Origin of the sequence: Martinezella tropici, from assembly GCF_008370325.1 — a bacterium.
In the GTDB taxonomy this organism is placed as follows: domain Bacteria; phylum Pseudomonadota; class Alphaproteobacteria; order Rhizobiales; family Rhizobiaceae; genus Rhizobium; species Rhizobium tropici_B.
The window spans coordinates 230,577-256,365 of the sequence record NZ_VNIP01000009.1 but is presented as its reverse complement, the minus strand read 5'-3'; the positions used below and the strand labels follow the sequence as shown (position 1 = coordinate 256,365).

Genomic DNA, 25,789 nt, shown 5'->3' with positions numbered 1-25,789 from the left:
TTAGACGCAACTCAGGATACGGCGAAAGGGTATTTCATGCGGGTGTTTTGCGATTTTGATGGAACCATATCCATCGAAGACGCGACGGATATGGTTTTGTCCAGTTTCGCCGGTGCCGAGTGGGAAGACATAGAGCGGCTGTGGAAACAGGGATTGATCGGCTCCGGCGAATGCATGCGCCGGCAGATCGCCCTCATCGACGCCACCAGATCCGAGCTCGACCAGTTTCTCGACACGCTGTCGATCGATCCGGGTTTCGAAGGCTTCCTGTCCTTTTGCCGCCGTAGCGACCTGCCCGTTACCGTCGTCAGTGACGGCGTCGATTATTTCATCCGACGCATCCTGGCACGCCACGGCGTAGACGGCCTGCCGGTCATCGCCAACGTACTCACCTGTAGCGTCTCCCAGGGCCGCGAATCCTATTCGCTGTTTCCGCCGTTTACGGCAACCGGCTGCGTGTCCGGTGCCGGTGTCTGCAAATGCCGCGTTGTCGATAGCAACGACCTGCAGGTCTACATCGGCGACGGGCGCAGCGACTTCTGCGTTTCCGACAAGGTCGACCTCGTTTTCGCCAAGGCCAAGCTTGTCGATTACTGCAAGGAAAACGGCATTCCCTATGTCGGTTTCGACGATTTTTCCGACCTGCTTCCAAAGATGGAAGCCGTTCTCCCGAGCGTCGAGCGACGCTCCCGTGCACTGCCGCATTTCAAGACGGCGTGAAACAGACCGAGAGGCATTGAATGAAAACGAATCTAGCCGAAGTCCTCAGCGGCGAGGCCGAGTCCGTCCGCTCCGAAGAAGAATTGCGCGCCCTCGAGGAGGCCTATTGCTCCCATGGCGATACGGTTCACTACACGGACAAGCCCAAGTTCTTCGAGGAATGCGAAGGTTCCTACGTCTACGATCGGACCGGCACCCCGTTCCTCGATCTGCAGATGTGGTACTCCGCCGTCAATTTCGGCTATCGCAACGAGCGCCTGAACGAGGCCGCGCATCGCCAGCTCGACCGTCTCCCGCAGGTCGCCTCGCAGTATCTGCATCGTGAAAAGGTCGAGCTTGCCGCGATGATCGCCCAGGACGCCGAGCGCAAATTCGGCCGCAAGGGCCGCGTCCATTTCAACGTCGGCGGTTCTCAGGCCGTCGAGGATTCACTGAAGCTCGTGCGCAATTACACCGGCGGCAAGAGCCTGATGTTCGCCTTCGAGGGCGGCTATCACGGCCGTACCCTCGGCGCCTCGGCGATCACGTCGAGCTATCGCTACCGCCGCCGCTACGGTCATTTCGGCGACCGGGCACAGTTCGTCGAATTTCCCTACTACTTCCGCGGCCCGAAGGGCATGTCGAAGGAAGAATACGGGCACTATTGCGTCCAGAAGTTCGCCCGCCTGTTCGAAAGCGAATATAACGGCGTCTGGGACCCGAAGGCCGGCAAGTCCGAATATGCAGCCTTCTATATCGAGCCGATCCAGGGCACCGGCGGCTACGTCATTCCGCCGATGAACTTCTTCGTCGAACTCAAGAAGGTGCTTGATGATCACGGCATCCTTCTCATCGTCGATGAAATCCAGATGGGCGTCTACCGCACCGGCAAGCTCTGGTCGATCGAGCATTTCGGCGTTTCGCCGGATGCGCTGATCTTCGGCAAGGCGATCACCAACGGTCTCAATCCGCTTTCCGGCGTCTGGGCCCGCGAAGAGATGATCAATCCGGAGATCTTCCCGCCTGGCTCTACGCATTCGACCTTCGCCAGCAACCCGATGGGGACCGCCGTCGCGCTCGAAACGATGAAGATGCTGGAAGAGCAGGATTTCGGCGCCGCGATCATGGAGAAGGGCGCGCATTTCCTCGACGGGCTGAAGCAGCTGCAGAAGCGCCACGCCATCGTCGGCGAAGTCGATGGTCTCGGCCTCGCGCTGCGGATGGAAATCTGCAAGGACGACAGCTATACGCCCGACAAGGCGACGATGGACTGGATGTGCGACGAGGGCATGAAGGGCGACATGCAGGTCGGCTCCAGGACCTACGGCCTCGTGCTCGATGTCGGCGGCTACCACAAGAACGTCATCACCTTCGCACCCAACCTGCTTATCACCCGCGAGGAGATCGATCTGGCGCTTGCGCTTCTCGACCAGCTCCTGACGCGCGCGGCCCGGAGATAAGACGGTGCAACTGCTGCTTCTTCATCTCGATGATGCTTTGGAGTTGCAGCCCGACTTCGTACGCGCGTGCAAATTCGCAGGCGCGTACCAGTACTTCGGCAAGAATGCCGGCCAGCAGGTTCGGCTGTGGGGCAGGCAGAGCGCCCTTGACGACCTCAGCCGGGAGATCGTCAAAAATGGACCGGCGATGCGCAAGGATCCGCAGCTGTGCTTCATGGGATCAGGCGATTTCCATCACATCACGGCATTGCTGCTGGAGGGCGCGCTGGAGCGTCACCCCGGCCCGGCGACGCTGATCCATTTCGACAACCATCCGGATTGGGTGAAATTCGATGGCGGCATGCATTGCGGCTCCTGGGTCAACAGGGCGCTTGCCAATCGCAATATCCAGAAGGTCATCACGATCGGCGTCTGCAGCAGCGATCTCCGCAGCCCGGAGCGCAAGGGCGCGAACCTGCATTGGCTCGGCGAAGGCAAGCTGGAACTCTACCCTTACGAACATCCGCCGAGCCGCGTGCTGGCCGATTACGGCAACGGCGCCAGCTATCAGCAGGAAAAGGGCGCGCTGCACTGGAAATCGATCGCCGAGATCGGCGAGGAGAATTTCATCGACCGCATGCTCAGCCGTATTCGCACCGAAGCGGTCTACGTGACGATCGACAAGGACGTGCTGGCCGCCGACGATGCCGTTACCAATTGGGATCAGGGCCGCATGCGATTGCCCTATCTCCTCTCCCTCATCAGCGAAATCGGCAGCCGTCACCGCATCATCGGCGCCGATGTGATCGGGGATTATTCGACCCCGAGTTATGCTGGCAGTCTTCGGACGCAGTTCATGAAGCGCGCGGAGATCTTCATCGATCAGCCGCGTATGCGTCAGGGCGCCGAAACGATGAGAAACATCAACAGCGCAGCCAATCATGCGCTGCTGGAGGTGCTGGCGGAGTACATGGAATGACTGGCAGCCTGACACTTCCCATGCTGGGACTGATCCTATTCTGCATACTCGCGGAGACGGCCCGCGAAGTTTGCTTCAAGCAGACGGCCGGCGAAGGCACCCTGCTTTCGGCGCTGGCCAAGCCGATCACCTGGCTCGGCATTCTGTTCTGGGCCGTGGAGCTTTTTGCTTGGACGGCCGTTCTGGAGCGCGTCCCCCTGACAATCGCCTTCCCGCTGATGGCGCTGAGCTATGTCGTCATCGTGCTCGCCGGCGCCGTCATCTTCAAGGAAAACATCAACCTGCGCCACGCGACGGGCGTGTTCCTCGTCACCGCCGGCGTGGCTTGTGTGGGAGTTACGGGACTATGAAAATCTTTGCGCACACCCGATGGGATCTCGCGCCGGTTCTGGCGGCCGTCGCTCATCTCGCCTTCGATGTCTATCTGATCGTCGGCTTCGAAAGCCGGCCGCTTTGGCTCTCGGCCGTTCTCGGCTGCCTTTATGCCGTTTCGATCTCCTGGAACATCAACAGCATATCGCACAATTTCATCCATACGCCCTATTTCAAGCCGCGCTGGATGAACTACGGCTTCAGCCTACTGGAGTCGGTCGCGATCGGCTTCTCGCAGACCTATTACCACTGGGTGCACATGCGCCATCATTCCGGCAACAGCGACCGGCCGGACGAGAAAGGCGATACTATCGATCTGCTATCGATCTATCGCCATGGCCGCGACGGCGAGCCGGAAAACGTCTGGTCCTACACGTTCCTGAGCTTCTTTCGCGACAGCCTCGGCGACATTCACAAAGCCATTGCCCGCAACCGTCCGTTCGACGCGGCCTGGGGTCGGTTCGAGCTTTACTTCTTCCTCGGTCTTGCGGCGCTTGCGCTGCTTTATGATTGGAAGGCGGTGCTGTTCTTCGTGCCCTTCTATTATATCGGCAACTGCCTGTCGTCGCTGAACGGCTATTACGAGCATCTGAACGGCGATCCGGACGAGCCGATCGCCTGGGGCGTTTCCAGCCACAAGTCCTTCTACAACTGGCTCTGGTTCGGCAACGGCTATCATGCGGAACATCATTATCGGCCGCGCACGCACTGGACGAAGCTGCAGGCGCTGCACGAACAGATCAAGGACGAGCAGGAGAAGAACGGTACGCATGTGATCAGCACCTGCCATGCGCTTGGCTTCATGGCCAAGGAAAACCGGCAGTCGGAGCTCACTCATGAAGCATGACGAATTGAGCTTCTTCATGGAGGGCTCAAACGGCAAAGGCGTTCTTCTCATTCACGGTCTGACGGGAGCGCCGGCCGAAATGAAGCTGGTTGCCCGTCACCTCAACCGCAGGGGCTACAGTATCTATGCACCGTTGCTCGCCGGCCATGGCGTCGATGCGAAGACCCTGCGCGGAACGCACTGGGAAGACTGGCTGGACTCCGTCGTCAGCGCATCGGAGTTTCTTGCGTCCAGAACGCAGGAAGTCTTCGCGGCCGGCATCTGCGTCGGCGGCAAGCTGGCGATGCTTGCTGCCGAACGGAAGCAAGCGATCAGTGCCGTGGCGATTTACTCTCCCTGCTTCAGTTATGATGGGTGGGACGTTCCCTTCTACTATCCGCTGCTGGCGTCACAGATCGGCTGGCTGTCGCGCATTCCCTTCCTCGACCGTCTGAGCTTCAGCGAGACAACGTCGCTGGGGATCAAGGACGAGCGGATGCGCCGGCTTGTCGAGGGCATGGCGGGCGAGGGCATTCTGGAAAAATTCCCAGGCAAAGGCCTGGTCGAAATGCATCGGCTGGGCCAGACCCTTCGCGGCATGCTGCCGAAAATGCAGACGCCGACGCTGATCCTGCATGCGGAGGAGGACGATCTCGCCAGTCCGAAACATGCCCGTTACATTTCCGAGCATATCGGCGCTCCGCACGAGTTGAAGTGGATCAAGGACAGCTATCACATGATCCATGTCGACCGGCAGCATCGCCAGGTGGCCGATTTCACCGCAGATTTCTTCGAGGCGCGCCATGTCGCAGCCGCTGCTTAAAGTGATGCCACAGCCGGCCGGCAAGCCGGTGGCCGAGGTTCATTTCAGCATCCGCGCCATCGGCCGGGATGCATGGAATGCCTGCTTCCAGGGCCACGTCGAGGACTATGACTGCCTGCTCGCCATCGAAGAGGCTGGTCTCGAAGGCTTCGAATGGCGCTACATCACCATCGTCGAAGATGGACGGGTCAGTGCCGCCATGCCGGCCTTTCTCTGCCTCTATGCGCTCGATACGACGCTGGAGGAGGGGGCTCTGCGGAGATCGGTGCGCAAGGTCCAGCGCTATTTTCCGAAGTTCCTGAAGCTGCGCCTTGCCTGCCTCGGGTCGCCGTGCACGGAAACCGGCGCGATCGGCTTTCATCCCTATGTCGAAGGCGAGCACCGCAGCGCCTTGCTGGCGGAGATGCTGTCCTTTTTCGAGCAGGTCGCCGCGACGGAGCATTGCGGGCTGATCGGCCTCAAGGACATTCCCGAGCCGACATCAGCCGAATTCGGCGCGTTGTTCGCCGCCCGCGGCTATGCCTCGATCGGCGGCCTTCCGACGGCCTGGCTCGATATCGATTTCAAGACGATCGACGAATATCTCGCCGGGCTTTCCTCCGGCACCCGCAAGGACATGCGCCGCAAGATGAAATCCTTCGAGCAGGTGAGGGTGGAGATCCGCACGGATTTCGGCGAGTTCTTGCCTGATGTCATGGCGCTTTATCACGATACGCGCAATCGCAGCGAATGGCAGTTCGAAGAGCTGACGCCGGACTATTTCCAGGGCATTCTCAGCGGCATGAACGGCCGCTCCTTCTGCGCCTTTTACTTCGTCGAAGACAGATTGCTGGCCGCCAATCTCATCGTCCACGACGAGCGCGTGGCGATCGACAAGTTCTTCTGCATGGATGGAGAAAAAGGTCGACCCTACAATCTCTATTTCCTGAGCTGGTTCACCAATCTGCGCTATTGCCTGGCTAACAACCTGAGCCGTTACCAGAGCGGCCAGGCCTATTATGAGAACAAGGTGCGTCTCGGCAGCAAGCTGACCGCCAATGCGATGTATTTCCGCCATCGCAATCCCTTCCTCCAGGGATTGCTGCGGCTGGTGTCGCCGATGTTCTCGACAGACGAGGCGGATGCGTGATGTCGATGCGCTTTTCCTGGCTTGCCGTGCCTGTGCTCAACACGCTCTTCCAATTCTTCATCAAGCATGGGGCGGAGCAACTCAGCGACGGCAGCGTCGAGGGTTGGCTCTGGCAGGCGCTCTCGTCCTACTGGATTCTGGCGGCCATCGCCGTCGAGATCGCCTGTTTCTTCATCTGGATGAACGTGCTTGCCGAGCTCGACCTCAGCCGCGCCTTTCCGCTTTCCGGCGTCAGCTATGTGCTGATCATCGCGACGGGCTGGTTCGTCTTCGGCGAGCGGATCATTGCCCTGCAGGTGATCGGCAGCGGCTTGATCCTCCTGGGGGTCTGGCTGATTGCAGGCGCCAATGTGGCGCCGGGAGAGCAGGATGACTGGCACGTTAAGCGCGATGGTCTGCATAGTGGTGTCGGCAAGGATGGATGATGCCCGGTTCTCACGCTGAAAATCGCCCCAGGGGCAATGCTGCTTTCTCCGGCCTGGCGGACTGGTGCGTGAAGCGCGCGCTGTCGTCGATCGTCACGCGGGGCACCCTGACCGTAATGACGGCGAGTGGCCGGGTGCTGGCATTCGGTGATGGCACCGGCGAGCCTGTTCGCGTCCGCTTCGCCGACGACCGTGCGCAATGGGCATTCCTTATCGATGCCGATATGCGGCTTGGTGAGCTCTATATGGACGAGCGCTTCATCGTCGAGCGGGGTACGCTCTACGATTTCGTGGCGCTGATGCTGCGCGAGGCACAGAACAGCACTCACCCGCTGATCGCCCGCATCATCGATCACGCCCGAACGAAGCTGCGGATCTTCCGCCATCGCAATCTGCCGGGACGTTCCAAGTCCAATGTCGCCCATCACTATGATCTCGATGGCCGGCTCTACGAACTCTTCCTCGATCCGGACCGGCAATATTCCTGCGCCTATTTCGAACATGCCGATCAATCGCTTGATGATGCGCAGGTTGCCAAGAAGCGGCATCTCGCCGCCAAACTCCAGATCAAGCCGAACAACAGCATCCTCGACATCGGCTGCGGCTGGGGCGGGCTGGCACTGCATATGGCCGAGCAGGCGCCGGGCGGCTATGTGCTTGGCGTCACCCTCTCCGAGGAGCAGCACGAATATGCCTCGAAGCGCTTGGCCGACAAGATCGGGGGAACGCCGGCGGAGGTTCAATTCGCGCTAAGGGACTACCGCAGCCTCACCGGCCTTTTCGACAGGATCGTCTCCGTCGGCATGTTCGAGCATGTCGGGCTGGCATCCTATCGCACCTTCTTCCGCAAATGCGCTGAATTGCTCGAGGATGACGGCATCATGGTGCTGCATACCATCGGCTGTTCGGCGACGCCCGGCTTCACGACGCCGTGGCTCGACAAGTATATCTTCCCCGGTGGCTATATTCCGGCACTGTCCGAAATCGTGCCCGAGATCGAGGCGGCCGGGCTCGCCATCACCGATGTCGAGGTGCTCAGGCTGCATTACGCAATGACGCTGGAGAACTGGCGGGCCCGATTCATGGCGCGCTGGGACGATGCCGCCAAGCTTTACGACGAACGCTTTTGCCGGATGTGGGAATATTATCTTTCGACGGCGGAAGCCGCCTTCCGCTTTGAGGATCTTGTCGTCTTCCAGATCCAGATGACCAAGCGAAACGACATCATTCCGCTGACGCGCAACTATATTGCCGAAAGCGAAGCGCACAGCGCCTCAGAAGTTGACGTTGAAGGTTCGGTTCAGCGTAAAGCCGATGATGTTCTGATTGGGTGAGCCGAAGCGCGAGGTGATCGGGCTATCGGCGGCATCGCCGACCAGGCGATTATATTTCTCATAGACCTGGACGCTCCAGGCGGGGGAGATCGTATAGGTCGCCGCCACGGTGAAACCGAGCGACTTCACACCGGCGCCAGCATCGAACGCGCTGATATGGCCATGTCTCGCAGCCTCACCCTCCGAGATGCCGAAATTGGTGCGCATATAGATGTCGTTTGCCATCGACAGCCGAGGTCCGGCCGACAAGAGCCATTTGTCGCCGACAGGCTGAAACCAGTCGAGGGCGAAATCGCCGACCAGGCCGTCTCCGCCCCAAAGCGACTGGCGCAGCTCCGTGCGAAACCGCAGCTTGTTTTCCATCAGCCAATATTGGGCGAAACCGCCGGCATCGAAATTCCAGCGCACTTTTCGCTGGCTCTGCAGGTGCAGGTCGTTGAGATCGAAGCGGTCATCGCGCAGGCCCACCACGGGACCGATTTCGAGGCCGCCGAGATCGAACAGCTGATAGTCGAAATTATCATCCGGAGCGCTGTATTCCTGGGCCTCCCCGAGGCGGTGGATATCGAAGGAAGGCAGTGCGCCGAAGGAATAGCGCTTCGATCCCTCATAATTGGGACCATATTCCACCGTCGCCCCAAGAGTCACGACCCATGTATCGGATGAGGATTTCGCGGCGTCTTCCGCCCTGGATGATGCCGGAAAAGCGCCGACTATGGACGCGGCCAGCAGCCCCATTCCAGCCAGCGTCGACAAGCGAGCGGAGAAAGATGTCCCAACACTTAACACTCTGACAACACCCGATCTCTGATCGCCCTGCCGCAGTACTAGCACAGCTCAAGCTTCCGAAAACAGCAAAAATTAACGAGCAATTATCGCGCTCAGCTTGCGGCCCTAGGACTTTTGCACCGCTTGTGCAAGCGTGGGTGCTGCGCTCCTTCGACCCCGCTGCCGCGTGAGCGAGACATACTGGCTGGGATAGATGAAAAACATGTCATGAACCTGAAGCGCTTGCCGCGCCAAACGCACGACGTTCGTTTTCAGCAAGGTTGGAAGCGACGAATTTTATTCCTAGATAGGCTTTGTCCCATTTTGGACTTTGACCCGTGAAAGAGGCGATGTGAAAGCACGACAGGCAGGTTTCAGCGCATGAAGAATCGGCCATTTGACACGTCGGGCATACCTGAATGGTTGAACCGCCACGAGCCTTTTCTGCTCTTAATGTTTGCTGCCCTTTCGGGCGGAATTCTCCTGTTCATCTATCTGACGGGCGAAGTTCTCGAAGGAAGCACGAGGGGGTTCGACGAGGCGATATTGCTGGCGCTTCGTCAGCCCGCGAACCTTTCCGTGCCGATCGGGCCGGGATGGCTCACCCATGCCGTCAAGGACATCACGAGCCTCGGCGGCACGACCGTGTTGGCGCTGATGACGGCTTTGGTGACGATCTATCTGCTGCTGGACCGCCAGCGGGCGATCGCCATCTTCATCCTCGCTTCGGTGCTTGGCGGATGGGCATTGAGCACGGCCTTGAAGTTCGGTATCGCGCGGCCTCGGCCCGACATCGTGCCGCATCTGGTCGAGGTGCAGGACCTGAGCTTTCCAAGCGGCCATGCGATGGTTTCGGCGGTGACCTATCTGACCCTTGCCGCGCTGATCTCAAGCACGCGCAGCTATCGGTCGACGCGCATCTTCACCGTCGCGGCCGGCATCCTGCTGACATTGATGATCGGCGCCAGCCGGGTCTATCTCGGCGTGCATTATCCGTCTGATGTTCTCGGCGGCTGGTGCGCCGGCGCGACCTGGGCGCTCGGCTGCTGGATCATCGCCCGCCGCTCCATAATGCTCTCGCAAAACGGTGAGGGTTTGCGAAACGATGCTCCGCCTTCAGAGTGAGGGACGGCGCCAGTTCCAGCGCGCCCAACGCAGGATCAGCAATCGACCTCCAGCCGTGTCGCCACGAGCAGCGAATAATCCGTGCCTTTCGGATCGCTGAAGAACATGCTTGTCAGCGCGGCCTGGTTCTCCGCCATGACTTCCTTGGGATTGGGCCTCACCACCTTGCGCTTGCAGCGGCCGAGAGCCGATCCCGAGACGACCATGTCGTTGTCAGTGGCGAAATCGACCGCTGTATAGAGCGTCTTGTCGTAGATTCCGAAGATCGTCGTTCCCTTGAGGAAGGTCTTCTCTTCCGGCTTCAGCGAAAAGGTGAGGATCAGCGAGCCATCCTTGTAGCTGGCCTCAATCGCCTCCGGCTTGGCCATCGGCACCGGTTTGCCGTTGCTGGTGACGTTCGTATAGTAAGCGTATTGCGCGAGTGAATCCCGGACCGTCTTGCCCACGGCCTTGAGTTCGCTCGCCGTGAGCGTCTGGTTGCCGCCCTTGTCGTAATCCAGAAGCACGGAAGAGGAGAATACCTCGTCGAAGTTCCAGACGTTGCGCAATTCGCTGATCGAGCCGTCGGGTGCTGAGACGACCTCGAATTTGGCGTCGATGAAAATATGCGGATGGGCAAGCACAGGCGCCGGCAGAAGCGACAGCATCGCAACCAGCAGGGAAATCTTTGTTTTCATGCGAGCAGCTACCGCGTTTCGTCCGTTTATCCGTTGCGCAGACCTGAACGTCAAATGGGACTGATTTGAGACCCAAGACGTGTTGGGAAAGCCATAGATGCCGGGGAAGAAAACAGGAATATGGAAAGTCGGCTTTTCAGCCAAAATCCAGCCTCCGGCTTGAGCCGTGGCTTCTTCCTATCAGAAAACAACTGAAAACTGGAGCGGGCGAAGGGATTCGAACCCTCGACCCCAACCTTGGCAAGGTTGTGCTCTACCCCTGAGCTACACCCGCTCATTCCCGTCGCGATCCGGGGTAGTGTGTTGGACCGCTGGGCGTCGTCTTGCGGCGACGGGCGCTATATGGCCTAACCGTTTTTCAAATGCAACAGGGAAATGACGAGTTCGCGAAGAAAAATTTCAGCACCCTTGCTGTGATTGGCGGAAAGCCCGGAAACGCCGGGCTTTGTCGTCTCAAAGATTGCAATGAAATTGTGGGCGACGTATCAGGGGCGAACCATTTTCGATTGCGAGACGTCATGACCGAGACCAGCCCGAAAACCCGCGACGATCTTTTCCGATTCCTGGATGGGCTCGGCATTGCCCATGCGACCAAGGACCATGCTCCGGTCTTCACCGTCGCCGAATCGGTGTCGCTGCGCGACGAGATCCCCGGCGGCCATACGAAGAACCTGTTCGTGAAAGACAAGAAGGACAATTTCTTCCTGCTGACCGTCGAGGAAAACGCGACCGTCGATCTCAAGACCGTGCACACGCTGATCGGTGCCGCGAGCAAGGTATCCTTCGGCAAGCCGGAAAAGCTGATGGAATATCTCGGCGTCGTTCCGGGCTCGGTGACGGCCTTCGGCGCGATCAACGATACAGCCAGCAACGTTACCTTCGTCCTCGATGCCGATTTGATGGCGTATGACATCGTCAATTGCCATCCCCTGTCGAACGATGCGACGACGTCGATTGCCAGCGCCGATCTCATTCGCTTCATGGAGGCGACGGGTCATGCGCCGCTAGTCTTGAAAGTCACGAGTTAAGGTACGATTTTAGCGCTAAGATATGGCAGGCGGCTTCTCTTTGGGCTGTCCGCGTGCTTTGACCATTCCATTCGGCGTGCCGCCAGGCGGACTTCATCGGTTCGTTTGGAAAGCATGCTCCTCACAAGACTAAGGATGCCGGCAGGCGGGAGACACTCATGAGCGGTCCGAACAATCCCTATAACGCTTCCTTCGGCGGACAGATGTCGGCCACGGCATCCTACGGCGGCGCGCCGGCCGCGGGCGGCGCTTCGCCGATCAAGGACACGACGACGGCGACTTTCGCCAAGGACGTTATCGAAGAATCGCGCAAGCAGCCGGTGCTCGTCGATTTCTGGGCGCCGTGGTGCGGTCCATGCAAGCAGCTGACGCCGGTTCTCGAAAAGGTTGTCACCGAAGCCCAGGGCCGCGTCAAGCTGGTCAAGATGAACATCGACGACCATCCGTCGATCGCCGGCCAGCTCGGCATCCAGTCGATCCCGGCTGTTATCGCTTTCGTCGACGGCCGCCCCGCCGACGGCTTCATGGGTGCGGTTCCCGAAAGCCAGGTTCGCCAGTTCATCGATCGTCTCGGCGGTCCCGCCGGCGGTGCCGACGATCAGGCGGCCGAGATCGCTGCCGTTCTCGAAGAGGCGAGCGGCCTGCTCGCCGCCGGTGACGTCAATGGCGCGGCCGAACTCTTCGGCGCGGTGCTGCAGGCCGATCCGGAAAATGCCAAGGCGCTTGCCGGCATGGCGGAATGCATGATCGCCGCCGGCCAGAGCCAGCGCGCCCGTGAAGCGCTTGCCGATCTGCCGGAGACACTCGCCAACGATGCCGGCATCCAGGCCGTGGTCAAGAAACTCGACCAGATCGACGAGGCCCGCAAGCTCGGCGATCCTGTCGCCATCGAGCAAGAACTGGCTGGCAATCCCGACAATCACGAGCAGCGCGTCAAGCTCGCCAAGATCCGCAATGTCGAAGGCAAGCGCGAGGAGGCGGCAGATCATCTTCTGACCATCATGCGCAAGGACCGCAGCTTCGACGACGACGGCGCCCGCCGCCAGCTCCTGGAATTCTTCGAGGTGTGGGGCCCGAAGGATCCGGCCACGATCGCGGCCCGCCGCAAGCTGTCTTCGATCCTCTTTTCCTGACGGGCCTGTTTCCCTGGTCGACCTGACGATCGTGCGAAACCTTCCGCGCGATCGGTTGTTAGACGATAGCTGCGGACGGCCGGAAGCATGAGGCATCGGCACCTGGCCACAATGTTCTTGTGTTTTCGGCAGATGAGCCCACATTGTCTGATAACGCGGCGCGGGATAGGCGCGACCGCGAGTGTGTCGTTCCTGTGCGGCCCACTGCGGCCGGCAGCGCGGTGATCTAGCGGGATGGAAAAGATGCAAGTCGGTAATGCCAGATATTTGAAGCCGGGCGATCTGCCCGAATCGGTGGTTGTCTTCCCCCTGTCCGGTGCGCTGTTGCTGCCCGGCGCGCAGCTTCCCCTCAATATCTTCGAGCCGCGCTATCTTGCCATGTTCGATGCTGCCATCGCCGGCAACAGGCTGATTGGCATGGTGCAGCCCGCTCTTTCCGAACCGGCCGAATCCTCCAATCTCTCGCATGTCGGCTGCCTTGGGCGCATCACGTCCATCGCCGAAACCGGAGACGGGCGCTATATCGCCGCGCTAACAGGCATATGCCGCTTCCGGCTGATGGATGAAATCACCGGACATCAGCCCTATCGCACATTCCGCATCACGCCCTTCATCTCCGACCTCAAATCCCATCATGAGGAAGGTACGGTGGATCGAACGGCACTACTTTCGGCTTTCCGGGCCTATCTGGAAGCCAACAAGCTCGAGGCGGATTGGGAAAGCGTCGAACGGGCCGACAATATGATGCTGGTCAATTCGCTGTCGATCATGGCGCCCTTCGATCCGGCTGAAAAGCAGGCTCTCCTCGAAGCGCCTGATCTGAAGACCCGCGCCGAAACCTTCATCGCCATCGTCAAGATCGTGCTGGCCGGCGCCGGCGACACCGATTCCATGATGCAATAGGAGCTTTCTCATGGATATCACCGTCAGCAAGGTGGATCCCAAACTGCTCGAACTGCTCGTCTGCCCGCTTACCAAGGGGCGGTTGAGCTATGACCGGGAAAAGAACGAGCTGATCTCGGAAAAGGGCCGCCTTGCCTATCCGATCCGCGACGGCATTCCGATCATGCTGATTTCGGAAGCGAGACGTATCGAGGATTGAGGCTGGTTCAGTTCGGGATGGTGGAGTAGGGGTAGGGGCCGGCCGTTCCTCTCGGGGATCAATGGAGTGGCAACTTTGCGTCTCCTTCTCGGACAATCGCTTATAAATCGCTAAATCCCGATAGCTGCCATCCAGGCGCCAGCGGTGTTGCACCCTGGCTCCGTCAAATTGTTCGACAAGATCCTGTCCGGTTCTTAAGGGACTGCTCCACAGCCGCGCTTTCGGTCTTCAAATCTTCATGTGCTTTCTTAAGACGTGGATGAATGAGGCGACCTTGGGTTTTCGAAAGGCCGATGGCAACTGGACGGCTTGAATCGCGATCGTTCTTGACGGAAAAGGGATGAGAAGTTGGACCAGCCTTTCCTCCCTGAAGTCGTCAGTTAGAAAGACGTCGGGGCAGATGAAGATACCCTTTCCCGCGCGCGCGGGCACAAGGCATGCAGGAGGGCTATTGGAGATGAAGGGACCAGTCACCGGGACGTGAATCTGCTTTCCTTCAACTAGGAAGGGCCAACGGTTAGGGTCAGGATTGTTTGCATCGCGAATGCAAATGTGACTGGACAATTCGGCAGGATGTTCGGGTTTACCGTGGCGTTGAATATAGGATGGAGCGGCGACAACCAAAAGCTTTGCCTCTCCCAGCTTTCGAGTCATCAAGCTTGAGTCTTTCAACGTGCCGATGCGCACGGCCAGATCGAAACCTTTTTCAGCAAGGTTGACGTATTCATCGGACAAATCCAGCTCGACCGTGACATCAGGATGGGTCACCATGAAATCGAGAGCGGCGGCAGCGACGACCGTTTCGCCAAAAGTCAGCGGCGCCGCGACACGCAACGTGCCCTTCAGGCCGCTTGATGCCTCAAGGGTCATGTCCAGCAAATCGAGTTCGTTTAAAACGCGCCGGCATCCCTCAAGATAGATACGACCATCATGCGTCAATGACATAGATCGGGTAGTGCGATGAAGCAAACTCATTCCCAAGTCGGCTTCGAGTTTTGCGATGTACTTACTGACGAGTTTGCCAGAAATGCCCAGACGAACGCTCGCGGCCGCAAATGATCCCGACTCGACCGCAGCGACAAAGGTTCGCATCCCGTCAATTTTATCCATCCCAATTGCCTCCATTTTGGCGAGACTGAGACGCCATAATCGCCGTTTCGGCGGATAATCGCCAGTGCTAAATTCTGAGAGCAATTAGTTCTGAAGTGCCGCTTTTCGATAGAGGGAGTGCTCCCGGTGGCAAGCAACTCCGATGGCCTATCGATTTTCTTGGAGCGATTTCATCGGCTCTTTGCCGAGTTGTCGTTGGCGTGAACTCCACAGTTTCTATGGCGAGTTCCCGCGCCACCTAGCGCTTACCCAATGAAAGGAATTCGAAATGAGCCCAAAAGAAATAGTGCAGAGCGCAGTAGTGGCGCTGTTCACAGACTTTGATCCACAAGCCGCAGGTCACCTTCTCAAAGAAAACTACATTCAGCACAACCCCGCTGTACCGACAGGTGCCGCTCCTATCCTCGGGTTCCTGCCCGCGCTGAAGGAAACTGGCCTGACCGCTACTACCCACCGTATCCTGGCAGAAGGAAATTTGGTGGTTCTGCATTCGACCTACGACAATGCACAGGCCTTCGGGGGCCAAACCATGGTCGCATTTGACGTGTTCCGTGTCGAAAACGGCAAGGTCGCTGAACACTGGGACAATCTGCAAGCCGCCGTGCCGGCGTCGAAAACGGCAAGTGGCAATTCGATGACAGACGGCGCGACCGACATCCGGGACCTCGCTAAAACCGCCGCAAACCGTGCGCTCGTCGAAAACTTTGTTCATGACGTGCTCATCGGCACGGCGCCGCAGAAGATCACAGATTATGTCTCGACCGAGACCTATATCCAGCACAATCCGATGGTGGGCAACGGATTGGAAGGTTTGGGCGCGGCGCTGAAGGCAATGGCTGCTGCCGGCCAGTCAATGGCTTACACCGAGGCGCATTTGATCGTTGCCGAGGGCAACTTCGTGTTCACCGCTTCGGAGGGCAGCTTGGGTGAAACGCCAACCGCCTTCTTCGACCTCTTCCGCATAGAGAATGGGAAAATTGTCGAGCATTGGGATACGATTTCCGCAATCCCGGCTCAGATGGCCCATAACAACGGAAAGTTCTAGGGAGGGTGCGATGAAATTCCTTCTGTCCATTTCCTTCTTATTTCTGCTTTCAATGTCTGGTGTTGTAATGGCTCAAGAGAAGCATGTCGTCGAAGTGGTGACGATGAACTTGAAGGATGGCGTGTCAGCGGACACGTTCGCGAAAGTCGACAAAGCCATCGAAGATCAGCATGTCAGTAAGCAGCCCGGTTTCATTTCGCGGGAAGTCGCGATAAACGGCCGTCAATGGCTCGTGATCGTGCATTGGAAATCCGCCGAAGCGGCACAAGCATCCATGGACACCTTCGCAACTGCACCCGCAGCATCGCAGTTCATGGGAATGATCGACGCGTCAACAATGACGATGACTCGTTATGACATCGTGAAGCGCTGAACTCGTCGCCCAGACGCGGCTCACCCAACGACTGTTGGGTCGGCCGGTCAGCGTCGTGTTATATCTGGTCGCAGATTTTCTGACACAGCTGGGATCACAAATTGCGGTGTCTGTGAACCACTGTCCTTGGGCACTTTCACCCGGCATTTTCGCGAAGCCTTCGGCGTTGCTGTCTATTCCTATGCTTAGGGGCTGCGCCTCGATCGGGCTTGGCACTTAGTCCAAAACCTTTCCGTACCGCTTGCGCAGGTGGCGGTATCATGCGGATTTGCCGATCAGGCACATCTAACACGGCAGTTCGCTCGCCGCTTTGGCGGCACGCTCGGTCAATTTCGGCGGCAGCTCGTTTGAACATGTCTCGTCGGCCCCCGTTGACAAGCACAATTCTAAAGCCTGCTATCGACAGTCCTTTCGCCAACAGCCGCCATTCCGCTTCCGGCCCTTTCGCAGACATCTGCGGCGAACTACACTCCTCCCATTTTCCCGCACTCAAATCGCCTCGCCAGCCAGCAGCCGCGGATTATCCCTAGCGGTCGTGCCGGCAGCCTGGCCGATGAAGAAGGATTTGAGGTTTGGCAGGCGGTCGACGATCCCAAGCCCGAAGTCGCGGGCGATGCGAAGCGGCGTATTGTCATTGGAGAACAGCCGGTTCAGCACGTCGGTCGTCACCCCCATGCGGAAGGTGTCGAAGCGGCGCCAGGTCTGGTAGCGCTCGAGGATATTGATCGAGCCGATATCGAGGCCGAGGCGATCCGCCTCGACGATGGTTTCGGCGAGCGCCGCCACATCCTTGAAGCCGAGATTGAGGCCCTGGCCGGAGATCGGGTGGATGCCGTGGGCGGCGTCGCCCGCCAGCGCGAAGCGCGGCGCGACGAAGGCGCGGGCAAGCGTCAGGCCGAGCGGGAAGGCGCGGCGCTCGCCGACGGCGTGCAGTGCGCCGAGCTTGTGGCCGAAGCGGCGTTCCAGTTCCTCTTCGAAGAGCAGGTCGTCGGAGGCGACCAGCCGTTCGGCGTCAGGGGTGCGCTCCGTCCAGACGAGCGAGGAGCGGTTGTTCTTCAGCGGCAGGATGGCGAAAGGGCCGGAGGGCAGGAAATGCTCCTCGGCGCAGCCGCCATGCGGCCGCTCGTGCTCGACGGTGACGACGATGCCGGACTGGCCGTAGTCCCAGTTGACCGTCTTGATACCGGCCATGTCGCGCAGCCTGGAACGCACGCCGTCGCAGGCGACCAGGAGCCGCGTTTCCAGCGTGCTGCCATCCGAGAGGGTGAGGGTTGTCTTGGCGTCGTCAGTGACGAATCCGGTGGCGCTGAGGCCATGCTTGATCGTGATGCCGAGACGCTCGCAAGCGCCGCGGAGCGCCCCGACCATGGTCAGATTCGGCACCATATGGGCGAAGGGCTGGCCTTCGGCGACTTCGCCGTCGAAGGTGAGGAAGACGGGGCGCACGGGATCGCTGGTGCGCGAATCGGTGACGATCATGCGGGTGATCGGCTCGGCCTCCGGCGCGATCTCGTCCCAGATGCCCAGGACATCGAGCATCTTCGAGGCGGCCGCGATGACCGCCGATGCCCGCATGTCCTTCTTCCATGCGGTTTCGGGCGCCGCTTCCACGATCATGACGTCGAGGTGGGGAGCTGCCTGCTTGACTGCGACCGCTGCGGCAAGACCCACATATCCGCCACCCACTACCAGCATGTCCAACATAATACTTCCCCGTGTCTTACTGTCACTTCCTGCTCTATATAGAACATCCTGTTCGTGGTTCCTACCATTGGAGTTCAAGCAAAATGTCGCGAGAGACCGAGAAGCTCACCCCGATGGAAACCGTGCTTGCGACGCTTGATCTGGAAACGATCGAGATGAACCTGTTTCGCGGCAACAGCCCGCAGGTCGGCTGGCAGCGCGTCTTCGGCGGGCAGGTCATCGGCCAGGCGCTGATGGCGGCGCAGAGAACCGTGGATGGCGATCGCTTCGCGCATTCGCTGCATGCCTATTTCATGCTGCCAGGCGACCCCTCGGTTCCAATCCTCTATCAGGTCGACCGCCTGCGCGATGGCTCCAGCTTCAACACGCGGCGGGTGCTCGCAGTCCAGCACGGCAAGGCGATTTTTGCGCTGACGGCATCCTTCCAGCTCGACGAGCCGGGCTTCGATCATCAGGGCGACATGCCTGATGTGCCGATGCCGGAGGAGCTGATGGACGAGGAGCAGGTCAAGCAGCGTTATCTCGCCCACGCGCCGGAGAATGTGCGCCGCTACTGGGAACGCAAACGGGCGATCGAAATCAGGCCCGTTTCGATCGAGAGCTATTTTTCCCGCTCGCAGCCAAGCCAGCGGCAGAATATCTGGATCCGCCTGACCGGGCCGGTGCCGGACGACCGGCTCTACCAGAATGCCGTGCTTGCCTATCTCTCCGACATGACGCTGCTCGATGTTGCCCTCAATGCGCATGGCACATCGGTTCTCGACCCAAACGTCCAGGTGGCGAGCCTCGACCATGCCATGTGGTTCCATCGCCCGTTCAAGCTCGACGACTGGCTGCTCTATAGCCAGGAAAGCCCCAGCGCTTCCGGCGCACGCGGATTTACCCGCGGCAGCCTGTTTACGCGATCCGGTGTCCTGATTGCGTCCGTGGCGCAGGAAGGCCTGATTCGTAAAAAGGCAAATGATTAAATAAAGTGCAAATTTGTAAATTTGCACTTTATTTATGCGACAACCGCGCCGCGAGCTGCCGCTTTATTGGCTTCCTGTAATAAATCCGTTATATTTCAATATCTTATAAATGTGTCACGAATCTGGCACGCCCCTTGAATGTGTATACCCGGTCGCTGCTGAAACAATCGTCGGCGGCAAGGAGAGTCGGCTCCATGCCGAGGGTAAACAAAGGATGGGAAACCAGATGAAAATTGTGATGGCCATTATCAAGCCGTTCAAGCTCGATGAGGTCCGTGAGGCCCTCACGGCTGTCGGCATCCAGGGCCTGACTGTGACCGAGGTGAAAGGCTACGGGCGCCAGAAAGGGCATACCGAGATCTATCGCGGCACCGAATACGCCGTCAGCTTCCTGCCGAAGCTCAAGATCGAGGTCGCGGTCGCATCCGAAATCGTCGACAAGGCCGTCGAGGCCATCGCGGCGGCTGCCAAGACCGGCCAGATCGGCGACGGCAAGATCTTTGTCTATTCGATTGACCATGCCGTGCGCATCCGTACCGGCGAAACCGATTCCGAAGCTCTGTAAGACACGGCTGATCAGGGAGTTATTTGCATGTCATTTTCCAAGCTTTCCTCCACCTTGACACGGGTGGGCGCTCTTTCTGCGGCCTTGCTCGCGCCGGCGATCGCGTTTGCGCAGGAGGCCGCTCCGGCCGCAGCCGCTGCGACCGCTGCCGCTCCGGTTCCGGATAAGGGCGACACCGCCTTTATGTTCATTTCCACCATTCTGGTGCTCTTCATGCTCGTCCCGGGTCTGGCGCTGTTTTACGGCGGTCTCGTCCGCGCGAAGAACATGCTCTCCGTGCTGATGCAGTGCACGATGATCGGCGCGGTCGTGATGATCATCTGGGTCCTCTACGGCTACTCTTTTGCCTTCGGCGGCGGCACCAGCCCTTATTGGGGCGGCACGGCCAAGATGTTCCTGTCGGGCGTCTCGACCTCGACGACGGCTGCGACCTTCTCCAAGGGCGTCGTCATCCCTGAATTCATCTTCATGCTGTTCCAGATGACCTTTGCCGCCATCACGCCGGCCCTGATCATCGGCGCCTTCGCCGAGCGCATCAAGTTTGGCGCGGCCGTGCTCTTCTGCGCACTGTGGGCGACCTTCGTCTACTTCCCGATCGCTCACATGGTCTGGGATTCCAACGGCATGCTCTTCAAGATGGGCGCTCTCGACTTCGCAGGCGGCACCGTCGTTCACATCAATGCCGGTATCGCAGGCATCGTCGGCGCCATTCTCGTCGGCAAGCGCGTCGGCTTCGGCAAGGACATGATGGCTCCGCACTCCATGACGCTGACCATGGTCGGCGCATCCATGCTCTGGGTCGGCTGGTTCGGCTTCAACGCCGGCTCGAACCTCGAAGCATCCGGCGGCGCAATGCTCGCAACCGTCAACACCTTCATCGCAACCGCGGCCGCCATCATCTCTTGGTCGCTGGTCGAAACCTTCACCCGCGGCAAAGCCTCCATGCTCGGTGGCGCTTCGGGCATGGTCGCTGGCCTCGTCGCCATCACGCCTGCCGCCGGCATCGCCGGCCCGATGGGCGCGATCGTCATGGGCCTCATCGTTTCGCCGCTTTGCTACTTCTTCGTCTCGGTCGTGAAGAACAAGTTCGGCTATGACGATACGGCTGATGTCTTCGGCGTACACTGCATCGGCGGCATCTTCGGCGCCATCGCAACCGGCATCTTCGCCAGCGCCTCGCTCGGCGGCGTCGGCTATGCCGAAGGTGTCACCATGAGCAGCCAGGTCATCGTGCAGCTGACCGCCGTCGTCACCACCATCCTGTGGTGCGGCATCGGCTCCGCCATCCTCTACAAGGTCGTCGACGTCATCATCGGCCTGCGGGTTGCTCCGGAAGCAGAGCGCGAAGGTCTCGACCTCGCCTCCCACGGCGAAGCCGCATACCACAATTCCTGATCGGAGCTTGCGATGCCGGGGCAAGGCCTCCGGCATCGCTGAACGTCCCGTCGCGACCTGTTTCATTGCAAATAGGCCGCTTTTGGCCCGAACCCCGGTTCGGGCCCTTTTTGTTTGTACAGCTCAGCGCGCCGTAAAAATCGGCGATTCGTAGGCTCGGGGCGCATGGTTAACATGCCATTAACTCTCCTCTGATTAGGTAGAGCTAACCTGCCGGCGAGTGGGCATAGACCGATTCGCTTGCGCTATCGACAAGGAACGGGGCTGGATATCATGGGCAGAAGCAATTCGGCGGCGTTGAGCGGTCGGCCAGACCGTTTATCGCTATCGAGTGTCGTTTGGCGTCAGGTCAAGGGCCTGACGGGCTTCGCATTGCTGTTCCTATTGGCGCTCGCCGTGGCGGCGCTGGCGACCTGGAACGTCATGGATCCCAGCTATTCCTACGCAACCGCCAATGCGCCGACCAATCTTCTCGGTTTTCCTGGTGCTGCCTTTGCCGACATCATGATGCAGTCGCTCGGCCTTGCCTCGGTGCTGGCGCTGCTGCCGATCGTCGCCTGGGCCTTCGCGCTGATTTCCAATCGCAAGCTTCATCGCGTGCCCTCACGGCTCGGCGCCTGGTTCGGCGGCTGCGTCGTCGCGGCCGGCTCGATCGCCTGTTTTCCGGCGCCGCCGACCTGGCCGATCCCGAACGGCATCGGCGGCGTGGTCGGCGATCTTCTCCTGCGCTTTCCCGCCTTGTTCATCGGCACCTATCCGAGCGGCGTCGTGGCCACCATCATCGGCTCGCTTCTTGCCATTCCGGCCATCTGGCTCATGCTCTTCGCCTCCGGCGTAATCGGCGAAAGCCTGGTCGAGGATGAAGAGGGAGAGGAGGATTACGAGGAAACGCGTAGCCGCGCGCGCCGGGTGGGCGATGAAGACGAGGATGACGACTGCGGCGGCTTCCTTAGCAATTTCCTCGCCTTCGGTGCCGTCATGCATGCTTGGTACAATGCCCAGGCCCGCCTTCGCCGCTTGTTCGGCATGGGTCCGCGCAAGCGCCGCGACCACGCATTCGATGCGCCCTATGATTTCAACGACGACGAATTCGGAACCCTGAACGAACCTGTGCGCGCCAAGGCGCCGGTTGCTCGCGGCGATCGTCTCGAGCCCTCCATGGATGGTGCTGCAGCGCGCCGCGTGGTGTCTGCGCCATCGATCAGCCTCAGCGATGACGAGGATGAAGACGAGGATTCGATCTATGAACGAGATCCGCCGCGCCCGGCCGGCATCCTGCCCGATGACGAAGACGATGACTGGCCGTTGACCGCCACCTCACCGAGGGGAGCGGCTGCCGGCCATCGCGTCACCCCGGCCGCGCCGCGCCCGAAGCCTGGCGCGCGGGCCGAACGCGAGGCGCAAACCTCCTTCATCCGCCCCTATGGCTTCCAGCTTCCGGCCGTCCACCTGCTGGCCGAGCCGAAGGCCGTCGCCCGCGATGCGACACTCTCGGCCGACGCGCTGGAGCAGAATGCCCGCATGCTCGAAGGCGTGCTGGAGGATTTCGGCGTCAAGGGCGAGATCATCCATGTCCGTCCCGGCCCGGTCGTGACGCTTTACGAACTGGAGCCGGCGCCCGGCATCAAGTCCTCGCGGGTCATCGGCCTTGCCGACGATATCGCCCGCTCGATGAGCGCGATCGCCGCCCGCGTCGCCGTCGTTCCCGGCCGCAATGCGATCGGCATCGAACTGCCGAACTCGACGCGCGAAACGGTCTATCTGCGCGAGCTCATCGCCAGCCGCGATTTCGAGACTTCCAAGGCCAAGCTTGCGATGTCGCTCGGCAAGACGATCGGCGGTGAGCCCGTGATTGCCGATCTCGCCAAGATGCCGCATCTGCTCGTGGCCGGTACCACCGGCTCGGGTAAATCCGTCGCGATCAATACCATGATCCTATCGCTGCTCTACCGCATGACGCCGGAGCAATGCCGCCTGATCATGATCGATCCGAAGATGCTGGAACTCTCCGTCTATGACGGCATTCCGCATCTCTTGTCGCCTGTCGTCACCGACCCGAAGAAGGCCGTCGTCGCGCTCAAATGGACCGTCCGCGAGATGGAAGAGCGCTACAAGAAGATGTCGAAGATCGGCGTGCGCAACATCGACGGCTTCAACAGCCGCGTCGAGCAGGCGGTTGCCAAGGGCGAGGCGATCAGCCGCACGGTGCAGACCGGCTTCGACCGGCAGACCGGCGAAGCGATCTACGAGACGGAAGAATTCGACCTGAAGCCGATGCCCTATATCGTCGTCATCATCGACGAAATGGCCGACCTGATGATGGTCGCGGGCAAGGATATCGAAGGCGCGGTGCAGCGCCTGGCGCAGATGGCGCGTGCTGCCGGCATCCACGTCATCATGGCAACGCAGCGTCCGTCGGTCGACGTCATCACCGGCACTATCAAGGCGAACTTCCCGACCCGCATCTCCTTCCAGGTGACCTCGAAGATCGATAGCCGCACCATCCTCGGTGAGCAGGGTGCGGAGCAGCTGCTCGGCATGGGCGACATGCTCTACATGGCCGGCGGTGGGCGCATCCAGCGCGTCCACGGCCCCTTCGTCGCCGATGGAGAGGTGGAAGATATCGTCGCCTATCTGAAGACGCAGGGCGCGCCGCAATATCTCGATGCGATCACCGCTGATGACGACGAGGATGATGACGGCCACGGGCCGGCGGGCACCTCCAATCTTTCCGATTCGGAGGACCCCTACGATCAGGCGGTCGCAATCGTCCTGCGCGACGGCAAGGCTTCGACCTCCTATATCCAGCGCCGCCTCGGCATCGGTTACAACCGCGCCGCCTCGCTCATCGAGCGCATGGAGCAGGAAGGCGTGATCGGCCCGGCCAATCATGCCGGCAAGCGCGAGATTCTCGTTCCCACCGAGGCCGATATTCTGGATCGCTGAGGCCACAGGTCCTTTTCGCACCGCATATCCTGGCTACGCTCAGGGAAATTTGATTGTGGCCCACAACCACACATGGGCCGCCGCCGCGCCATGAAGACGCCGATTTTGCGCGCCATGGACAAAGCATGAAGGAGAATTCGATGACCAAGTTTGATGCGCAGCCGTCCAGCCGACTTTCCCTGACCCGCCGGCATTTCCTCGGCGCGGTGATCGCGGTCGGCGCGGCAGGCGCTCTGCCGGTTTCGGCCCTTGCGCAGGCACAGGCCGAAACACAGGCACAGCCAGCGGCAGCCGCCCTCAATCCCGGCATTGCCCAGGCTATTGCCGATCACTTCTCGTCCATCAAATCGATGAAGGGCGGCTTCCTGCAGATCGGCCCGCGCGGCGATCAGATGAGCGGCACATTCTTCATCCAGCGGCCCGGCAAGATGCGCTTCAACTACGATCCGCCGTCCCGCATGCGCGTCATCTGTGACGGCAACAACGTGCAGGTCATCAACGACCAGACGCAGACGCGAAACATGTATCAGCTGTCGAAGACGCCGCTGAGCCTGCTGCTGGCCAACAAGATCGATCTTTCCGCCGACATGGTTCGCGATGTCGATTCCAAGCCGGATCTCACCAAGATCACCCTCGGCAACCGCACCGTCTTCGGCGATTCCACCATCACGATGATTTTCGATTCGAAGAGCTACGACTTGCGCCAATGGACCGTGATCGATCCGCAGGGCAAGACGACCGACGTCATCATCAACAATGTGAAGACCAATGTCGCCTTCGACGACAGCGTTTTCCGCATCGATTATACGCGCTGATCGCTCTCTCTATATTCTGCCGCAGGTAAGTGCCGAATGGCGCTTTCCTTTCCGTTGCTGCCGGTCTAAAGCCTTAGCCTGACTGGGGCGTTTCGCGGAATCGCCGAACCACTCCAGCTGTCTGTTTTGACGCAATTCCGGGCGGAAAACCGCTGCGCACTTTTCCTGGAATTGTTCTTAGGGAAGGGCTTGGGCATGGGTTTATCGATCGCGACCTGGAACATCAATTCGGTGCGGCTGCGCATGCCCATCGTCGAGCAGTTCGTCATGCTAGCCCGGCCCGACATCCTCTGCCTGCAGGAAACCAAGGTTCCGAACGAGCTTTTTCCGTATGCTCCCCTCCGCGCCCTCGGCTATGAACACACTATCGTTCACGGCCAGAAGGGCTATCATGGCGTTGCGATCGCCTCGCGCATCCCGCTGAGCGAGGATCACCGGCAGGATTATTGCAATGTCGGCGATAGCAGACATATTTCGGCGATCTTCGAGCGCGGCGGCCGGCGCGTGCGCCTGCATAATTTCTATGTTCCGGCTGGCGGCGACGAGCCGGATCGCACCGTCAATCCGAAGTTCGGCCACAAGCTCGATTTCATCGAGGAAATGAAGCGGCTGCATGCCAATGCCGAGCAGAACACCTCCGCGATCCTCGTCGGCGATCTCAATATCGCGCCGCTGGAGCATGACGTCTGGTCGCATAAGCAATTGCTGAAGATCGTCAGCCATACGCCTGTCGAAACCGACGGGCTGATCGAGGTGATGAAGCGCGGCGCCTGGCTCGACCTGATGCGCCAGCACGTGCCGGAAAACGAAAAGCTCTATACGTGGTGGAGTTACCGCGCCAAGGATTGGGAAGCTGCCGACCGCGGCCGCCGCCTCGACCACATCTGGTCATCCTCCGATCTCGGCCCGCTCCTGCAGCGGATCGAGATCCTCAAGGCGGCGCGCGGCTGGGATCGTCCGTCCGATCATGTGCCGGTCATGGCGCATTTCAACCTCTGAAAAGGTTCGG

Annotated in this window: 27 protein-coding genes and 1 tRNA gene; 23 read left to right on the top strand and 5 right to left on the bottom strand. The window is 59.9% G+C overall.

Annotation, left to right across the window (positions count from 1 at the left end):
• The first annotated feature begins 36 nt into the window (after positions 1-36).
• Genes FP026_RS18120 through FP026_RS18080 form a run of 9 tightly spaced genes read left to right on the top strand, consistent with a single transcriptional unit; the run spans position 37 to position 8,026 of the window.
• Positions 37-720, top strand: a complete 684-nt coding sequence (locus FP026_RS18120) for an MtnX-like HAD-IB family phosphatase (protein WP_149636012.1) — start codon at positions 37-39, stop codon at positions 718-720.
• Positions 721-740: 20 nt separating this feature from the next.
• Positions 741-2,159 carry an aspartate aminotransferase family protein gene (locus FP026_RS18115; protein WP_149636011.1) on the top strand — a complete coding sequence of 473 codons (1,419 nt, stop codon included), beginning with the start codon at positions 741-743 and terminating at the stop codon, positions 2,157-2,159.
• Between the two features lie 4 nt (positions 2,160-2,163).
• Complete coding sequence (locus tag FP026_RS18110; RefSeq protein ID WP_149636010.1) at positions 2,164-3,117, top strand: arginase family protein; 954 nt, start codon at positions 2,164-2,166, stop codon at positions 3,115-3,117.
• Positions 3,114-3,467, top strand: a complete 354-nt coding sequence (locus tag FP026_RS18105) for an EamA family transporter (RefSeq protein ID WP_132719996.1) — start codon at positions 3,114-3,116, stop codon at positions 3,465-3,467. Before FP026_RS18110 ends, FP026_RS18105 begins: the two co-directional genes overlap by 4 nt.
• The gene (locus FP026_RS18100; protein ID WP_149636009.1) at positions 3,464-4,336 is read left to right on the top strand and encodes a fatty acid desaturase family protein; all 873 of its coding nucleotides are present in this window, start codon (positions 3,464-3,466) and stop codon (positions 4,334-4,336) included. Before FP026_RS18105 ends, FP026_RS18100 begins: the two co-directional genes overlap by 4 nt.
• Complete coding sequence (locus FP026_RS18095) at positions 4,326-5,138, top strand: alpha/beta hydrolase (RefSeq protein ID WP_149636008.1); 813 nt, start codon at positions 4,326-4,328, stop codon at positions 5,136-5,138. Before FP026_RS18100 ends, FP026_RS18095 begins: the two co-directional genes overlap by 11 nt.
• Positions 5,119-6,267: a GNAT family N-acetyltransferase gene (locus FP026_RS18090; protein ID WP_149636007.1), complete on the top strand. Its 1,149-nt coding sequence runs from the start codon at positions 5,119-5,121 to the stop codon at positions 6,265-6,267. Before FP026_RS18095 ends, FP026_RS18090 begins: the two co-directional genes overlap by 20 nt.
• Complete coding sequence (locus tag FP026_RS18085; RefSeq protein ID WP_432444130.1) at positions 6,267-6,692, top strand: EamA family transporter; 426 nt, start codon at positions 6,267-6,269, stop codon at positions 6,690-6,692. Before FP026_RS18090 ends, FP026_RS18085 begins: the two co-directional genes overlap by 1 nt.
• Positions 6,692-8,026, top strand: coding sequence for an SAM-dependent methyltransferase (locus FP026_RS18080; RefSeq protein ID WP_149636005.1), 1,335 nt, complete (start codon positions 6,692-6,694; stop codon positions 8,024-8,026). The genes FP026_RS18085 and FP026_RS18080 overlap by 1 nt, the downstream gene beginning before the upstream one ends.
• Here the strand turns inward: FP026_RS18080 and FP026_RS18075 are convergent.
• Complete coding sequence (locus tag FP026_RS18075; protein WP_149636004.1) at positions 7,967-8,815, bottom strand: MipA/OmpV family protein; 849 nt, start codon at positions 8,813-8,815, stop codon at positions 7,967-7,969. The genes FP026_RS18080 and FP026_RS18075 overlap by 60 nt on opposite strands.
• Before the next feature lie 360 nt (positions 8,816-9,175).
• Between FP026_RS18075 and FP026_RS18070 the strand changes: the two genes are divergently transcribed.
• On the top strand, positions 9,176-9,919 hold the full coding sequence (locus tag FP026_RS18070; RefSeq protein WP_149636003.1) for a phosphatase PAP2 family protein: 744 nt from the start codon (positions 9,176-9,178) through the stop codon (positions 9,917-9,919).
• A 35-nt stretch (positions 9,920-9,954) separates the two neighbouring features.
• Here the strand turns inward: FP026_RS18070 and FP026_RS18065 are convergent, their stop codons facing one another.
• Positions 9,955-10,596, bottom strand: a complete 642-nt coding sequence (locus FP026_RS18065) for a DUF1007 family protein (RefSeq protein ID WP_149636002.1) — start codon at positions 10,594-10,596, stop codon at positions 9,955-9,957.
• 199 nt (positions 10,597-10,795) lie between these two features.
• Positions 10,796-10,870, bottom strand: a tRNA-Gly gene (locus tag FP026_RS18060).
• A gap of 244 nt (positions 10,871-11,114) precedes the next feature.
• Here FP026_RS18060 and FP026_RS18055 point away from each other — a divergent pair.
• The 4 genes from FP026_RS18055 (at position 11,115) to FP026_RS18040 (ending at position 13,859) form a co-directional block, all read left to right on the top strand.
• Complete coding sequence (locus FP026_RS18055; protein ID WP_149636001.1) at positions 11,115-11,624, top strand: prolyl-tRNA synthetase associated domain-containing protein; 510 nt, start codon at positions 11,115-11,117, stop codon at positions 11,622-11,624.
• A 158-nt stretch (positions 11,625-11,782) separates the two neighbouring features.
• A complete protein-coding gene (trxA, locus tag FP026_RS18050; protein WP_149636000.1) occupies positions 11,783-12,757 on the top strand; it encodes a thioredoxin in 975 nt (324 codons plus the stop codon).
• Positions 12,758-13,000: 243 nt separating this feature from the next.
• Complete coding sequence (locus tag FP026_RS18045; protein WP_149636148.1) at positions 13,001-13,660, top strand: LON peptidase substrate-binding domain-containing protein; 660 nt, start codon at positions 13,001-13,003, stop codon at positions 13,658-13,660.
• Positions 13,661-13,670: 10 nt separating this feature from the next.
• Entirely contained in the window at positions 13,671-13,859 is a 189-nt protein-coding gene (locus FP026_RS18040; protein WP_149635999.1) for a Trm112 family protein, read from the top strand.
• 228 nt (positions 13,860-14,087) lie between these two features.
• Here the strand turns inward: FP026_RS18040 and FP026_RS18035 are convergent, their stop codons facing one another.
• Positions 14,088-14,969, bottom strand: a complete 882-nt coding sequence (locus tag FP026_RS18035; RefSeq protein ID WP_188112616.1) for a LysR family transcriptional regulator — start codon at positions 14,967-14,969, stop codon at positions 14,088-14,090.
• 268 nt (positions 14,970-15,237) lie between these two features.
• Between FP026_RS18035 and FP026_RS18030 the strand changes: the two genes are divergently transcribed.
• The 3 genes from FP026_RS18030 to FP026_RS30960 all read left to right on the top strand — a co-directional run bounded on the left by FP026_RS18030 (position 15,238) and on the right by FP026_RS30960 (position 16,738).
• Positions 15,238-16,014, top strand: a complete 777-nt coding sequence (locus FP026_RS18030; RefSeq protein WP_149635997.1) for a nuclear transport factor 2 family protein — start codon at positions 15,238-15,240, stop codon at positions 16,012-16,014.
• Between the two features lie 10 nt (positions 16,015-16,024).
• Positions 16,025-16,387 carry an antibiotic biosynthesis monooxygenase family protein gene (locus tag FP026_RS18025; protein ID WP_149635996.1) on the top strand — a complete coding sequence of 121 codons (363 nt, stop codon included), beginning with the start codon at positions 16,025-16,027 and terminating at the stop codon, positions 16,385-16,387.
• A 192-nt stretch (positions 16,388-16,579) separates the two neighbouring features.
• Positions 16,580-16,738, top strand: coding sequence for a helix-turn-helix domain-containing protein (locus FP026_RS30960; protein WP_149636147.1), 159 nt, complete (start codon positions 16,580-16,582; stop codon positions 16,736-16,738).
• A 138-nt stretch (positions 16,739-16,876) separates the two neighbouring features.
• Here the strand turns inward: FP026_RS30960 and FP026_RS18015 are convergent, their stop codons facing one another.
• Positions 16,877-18,091, bottom strand: coding sequence for a ubiquinone biosynthesis hydroxylase (locus tag FP026_RS18015; RefSeq protein ID WP_149635995.1), 1,215 nt, complete (start codon positions 18,089-18,091; stop codon positions 16,877-16,879).
• An 83-nt stretch (positions 18,092-18,174) separates the two neighbouring features.
• On the opposite strand from FP026_RS18015, the gene tesB reads away from it, so the two are divergent.
• The 6 genes from tesB (at position 18,175) to FP026_RS17985 (ending at position 25,779) form a co-directional block, all read left to right on the top strand.
• Entirely contained in the window at positions 18,175-19,059 is an 885-nt protein-coding gene (tesB, locus tag FP026_RS18010; protein ID WP_149635994.1) for an acyl-CoA thioesterase II, read from the top strand.
• A gap of 214 nt (positions 19,060-19,273) precedes the next feature.
• Positions 19,274-19,624 carry a P-II family nitrogen regulator gene (locus tag FP026_RS18005; protein WP_184704411.1) on the top strand — a complete coding sequence of 117 codons (351 nt, stop codon included), beginning with the start codon at positions 19,274-19,276 and terminating at the stop codon, positions 19,622-19,624.
• Positions 19,625-19,651: 27 nt separating this feature from the next.
• Entirely contained in the window at positions 19,652-21,019 is a 1,368-nt protein-coding gene (locus FP026_RS18000; RefSeq protein ID WP_149635992.1) for an ammonium transporter, read from the top strand.
• A gap of 273 nt (positions 21,020-21,292) precedes the next feature.
• Positions 21,293-23,965, top strand: a complete 2,673-nt coding sequence (locus FP026_RS17995; RefSeq protein ID WP_149635991.1) for an FtsK/SpoIIIE family DNA translocase — start codon at positions 21,293-21,295, stop codon at positions 23,963-23,965.
• Between the two features lie 140 nt (positions 23,966-24,105).
• Positions 24,106-24,780 carry an outer-membrane lipoprotein carrier protein LolA gene (locus tag FP026_RS17990; RefSeq protein ID WP_149635990.1) on the top strand — a complete coding sequence of 225 codons (675 nt, stop codon included), beginning with the start codon at positions 24,106-24,108 and terminating at the stop codon, positions 24,778-24,780.
• 195 nt (positions 24,781-24,975) lie between these two features.
• Complete coding sequence (locus tag FP026_RS17985; RefSeq protein WP_149635989.1) at positions 24,976-25,779, top strand: exodeoxyribonuclease III; 804 nt, start codon at positions 24,976-24,978, stop codon at positions 25,777-25,779.
• Positions 25,780-25,789: the final 10 nt, after the last annotated feature.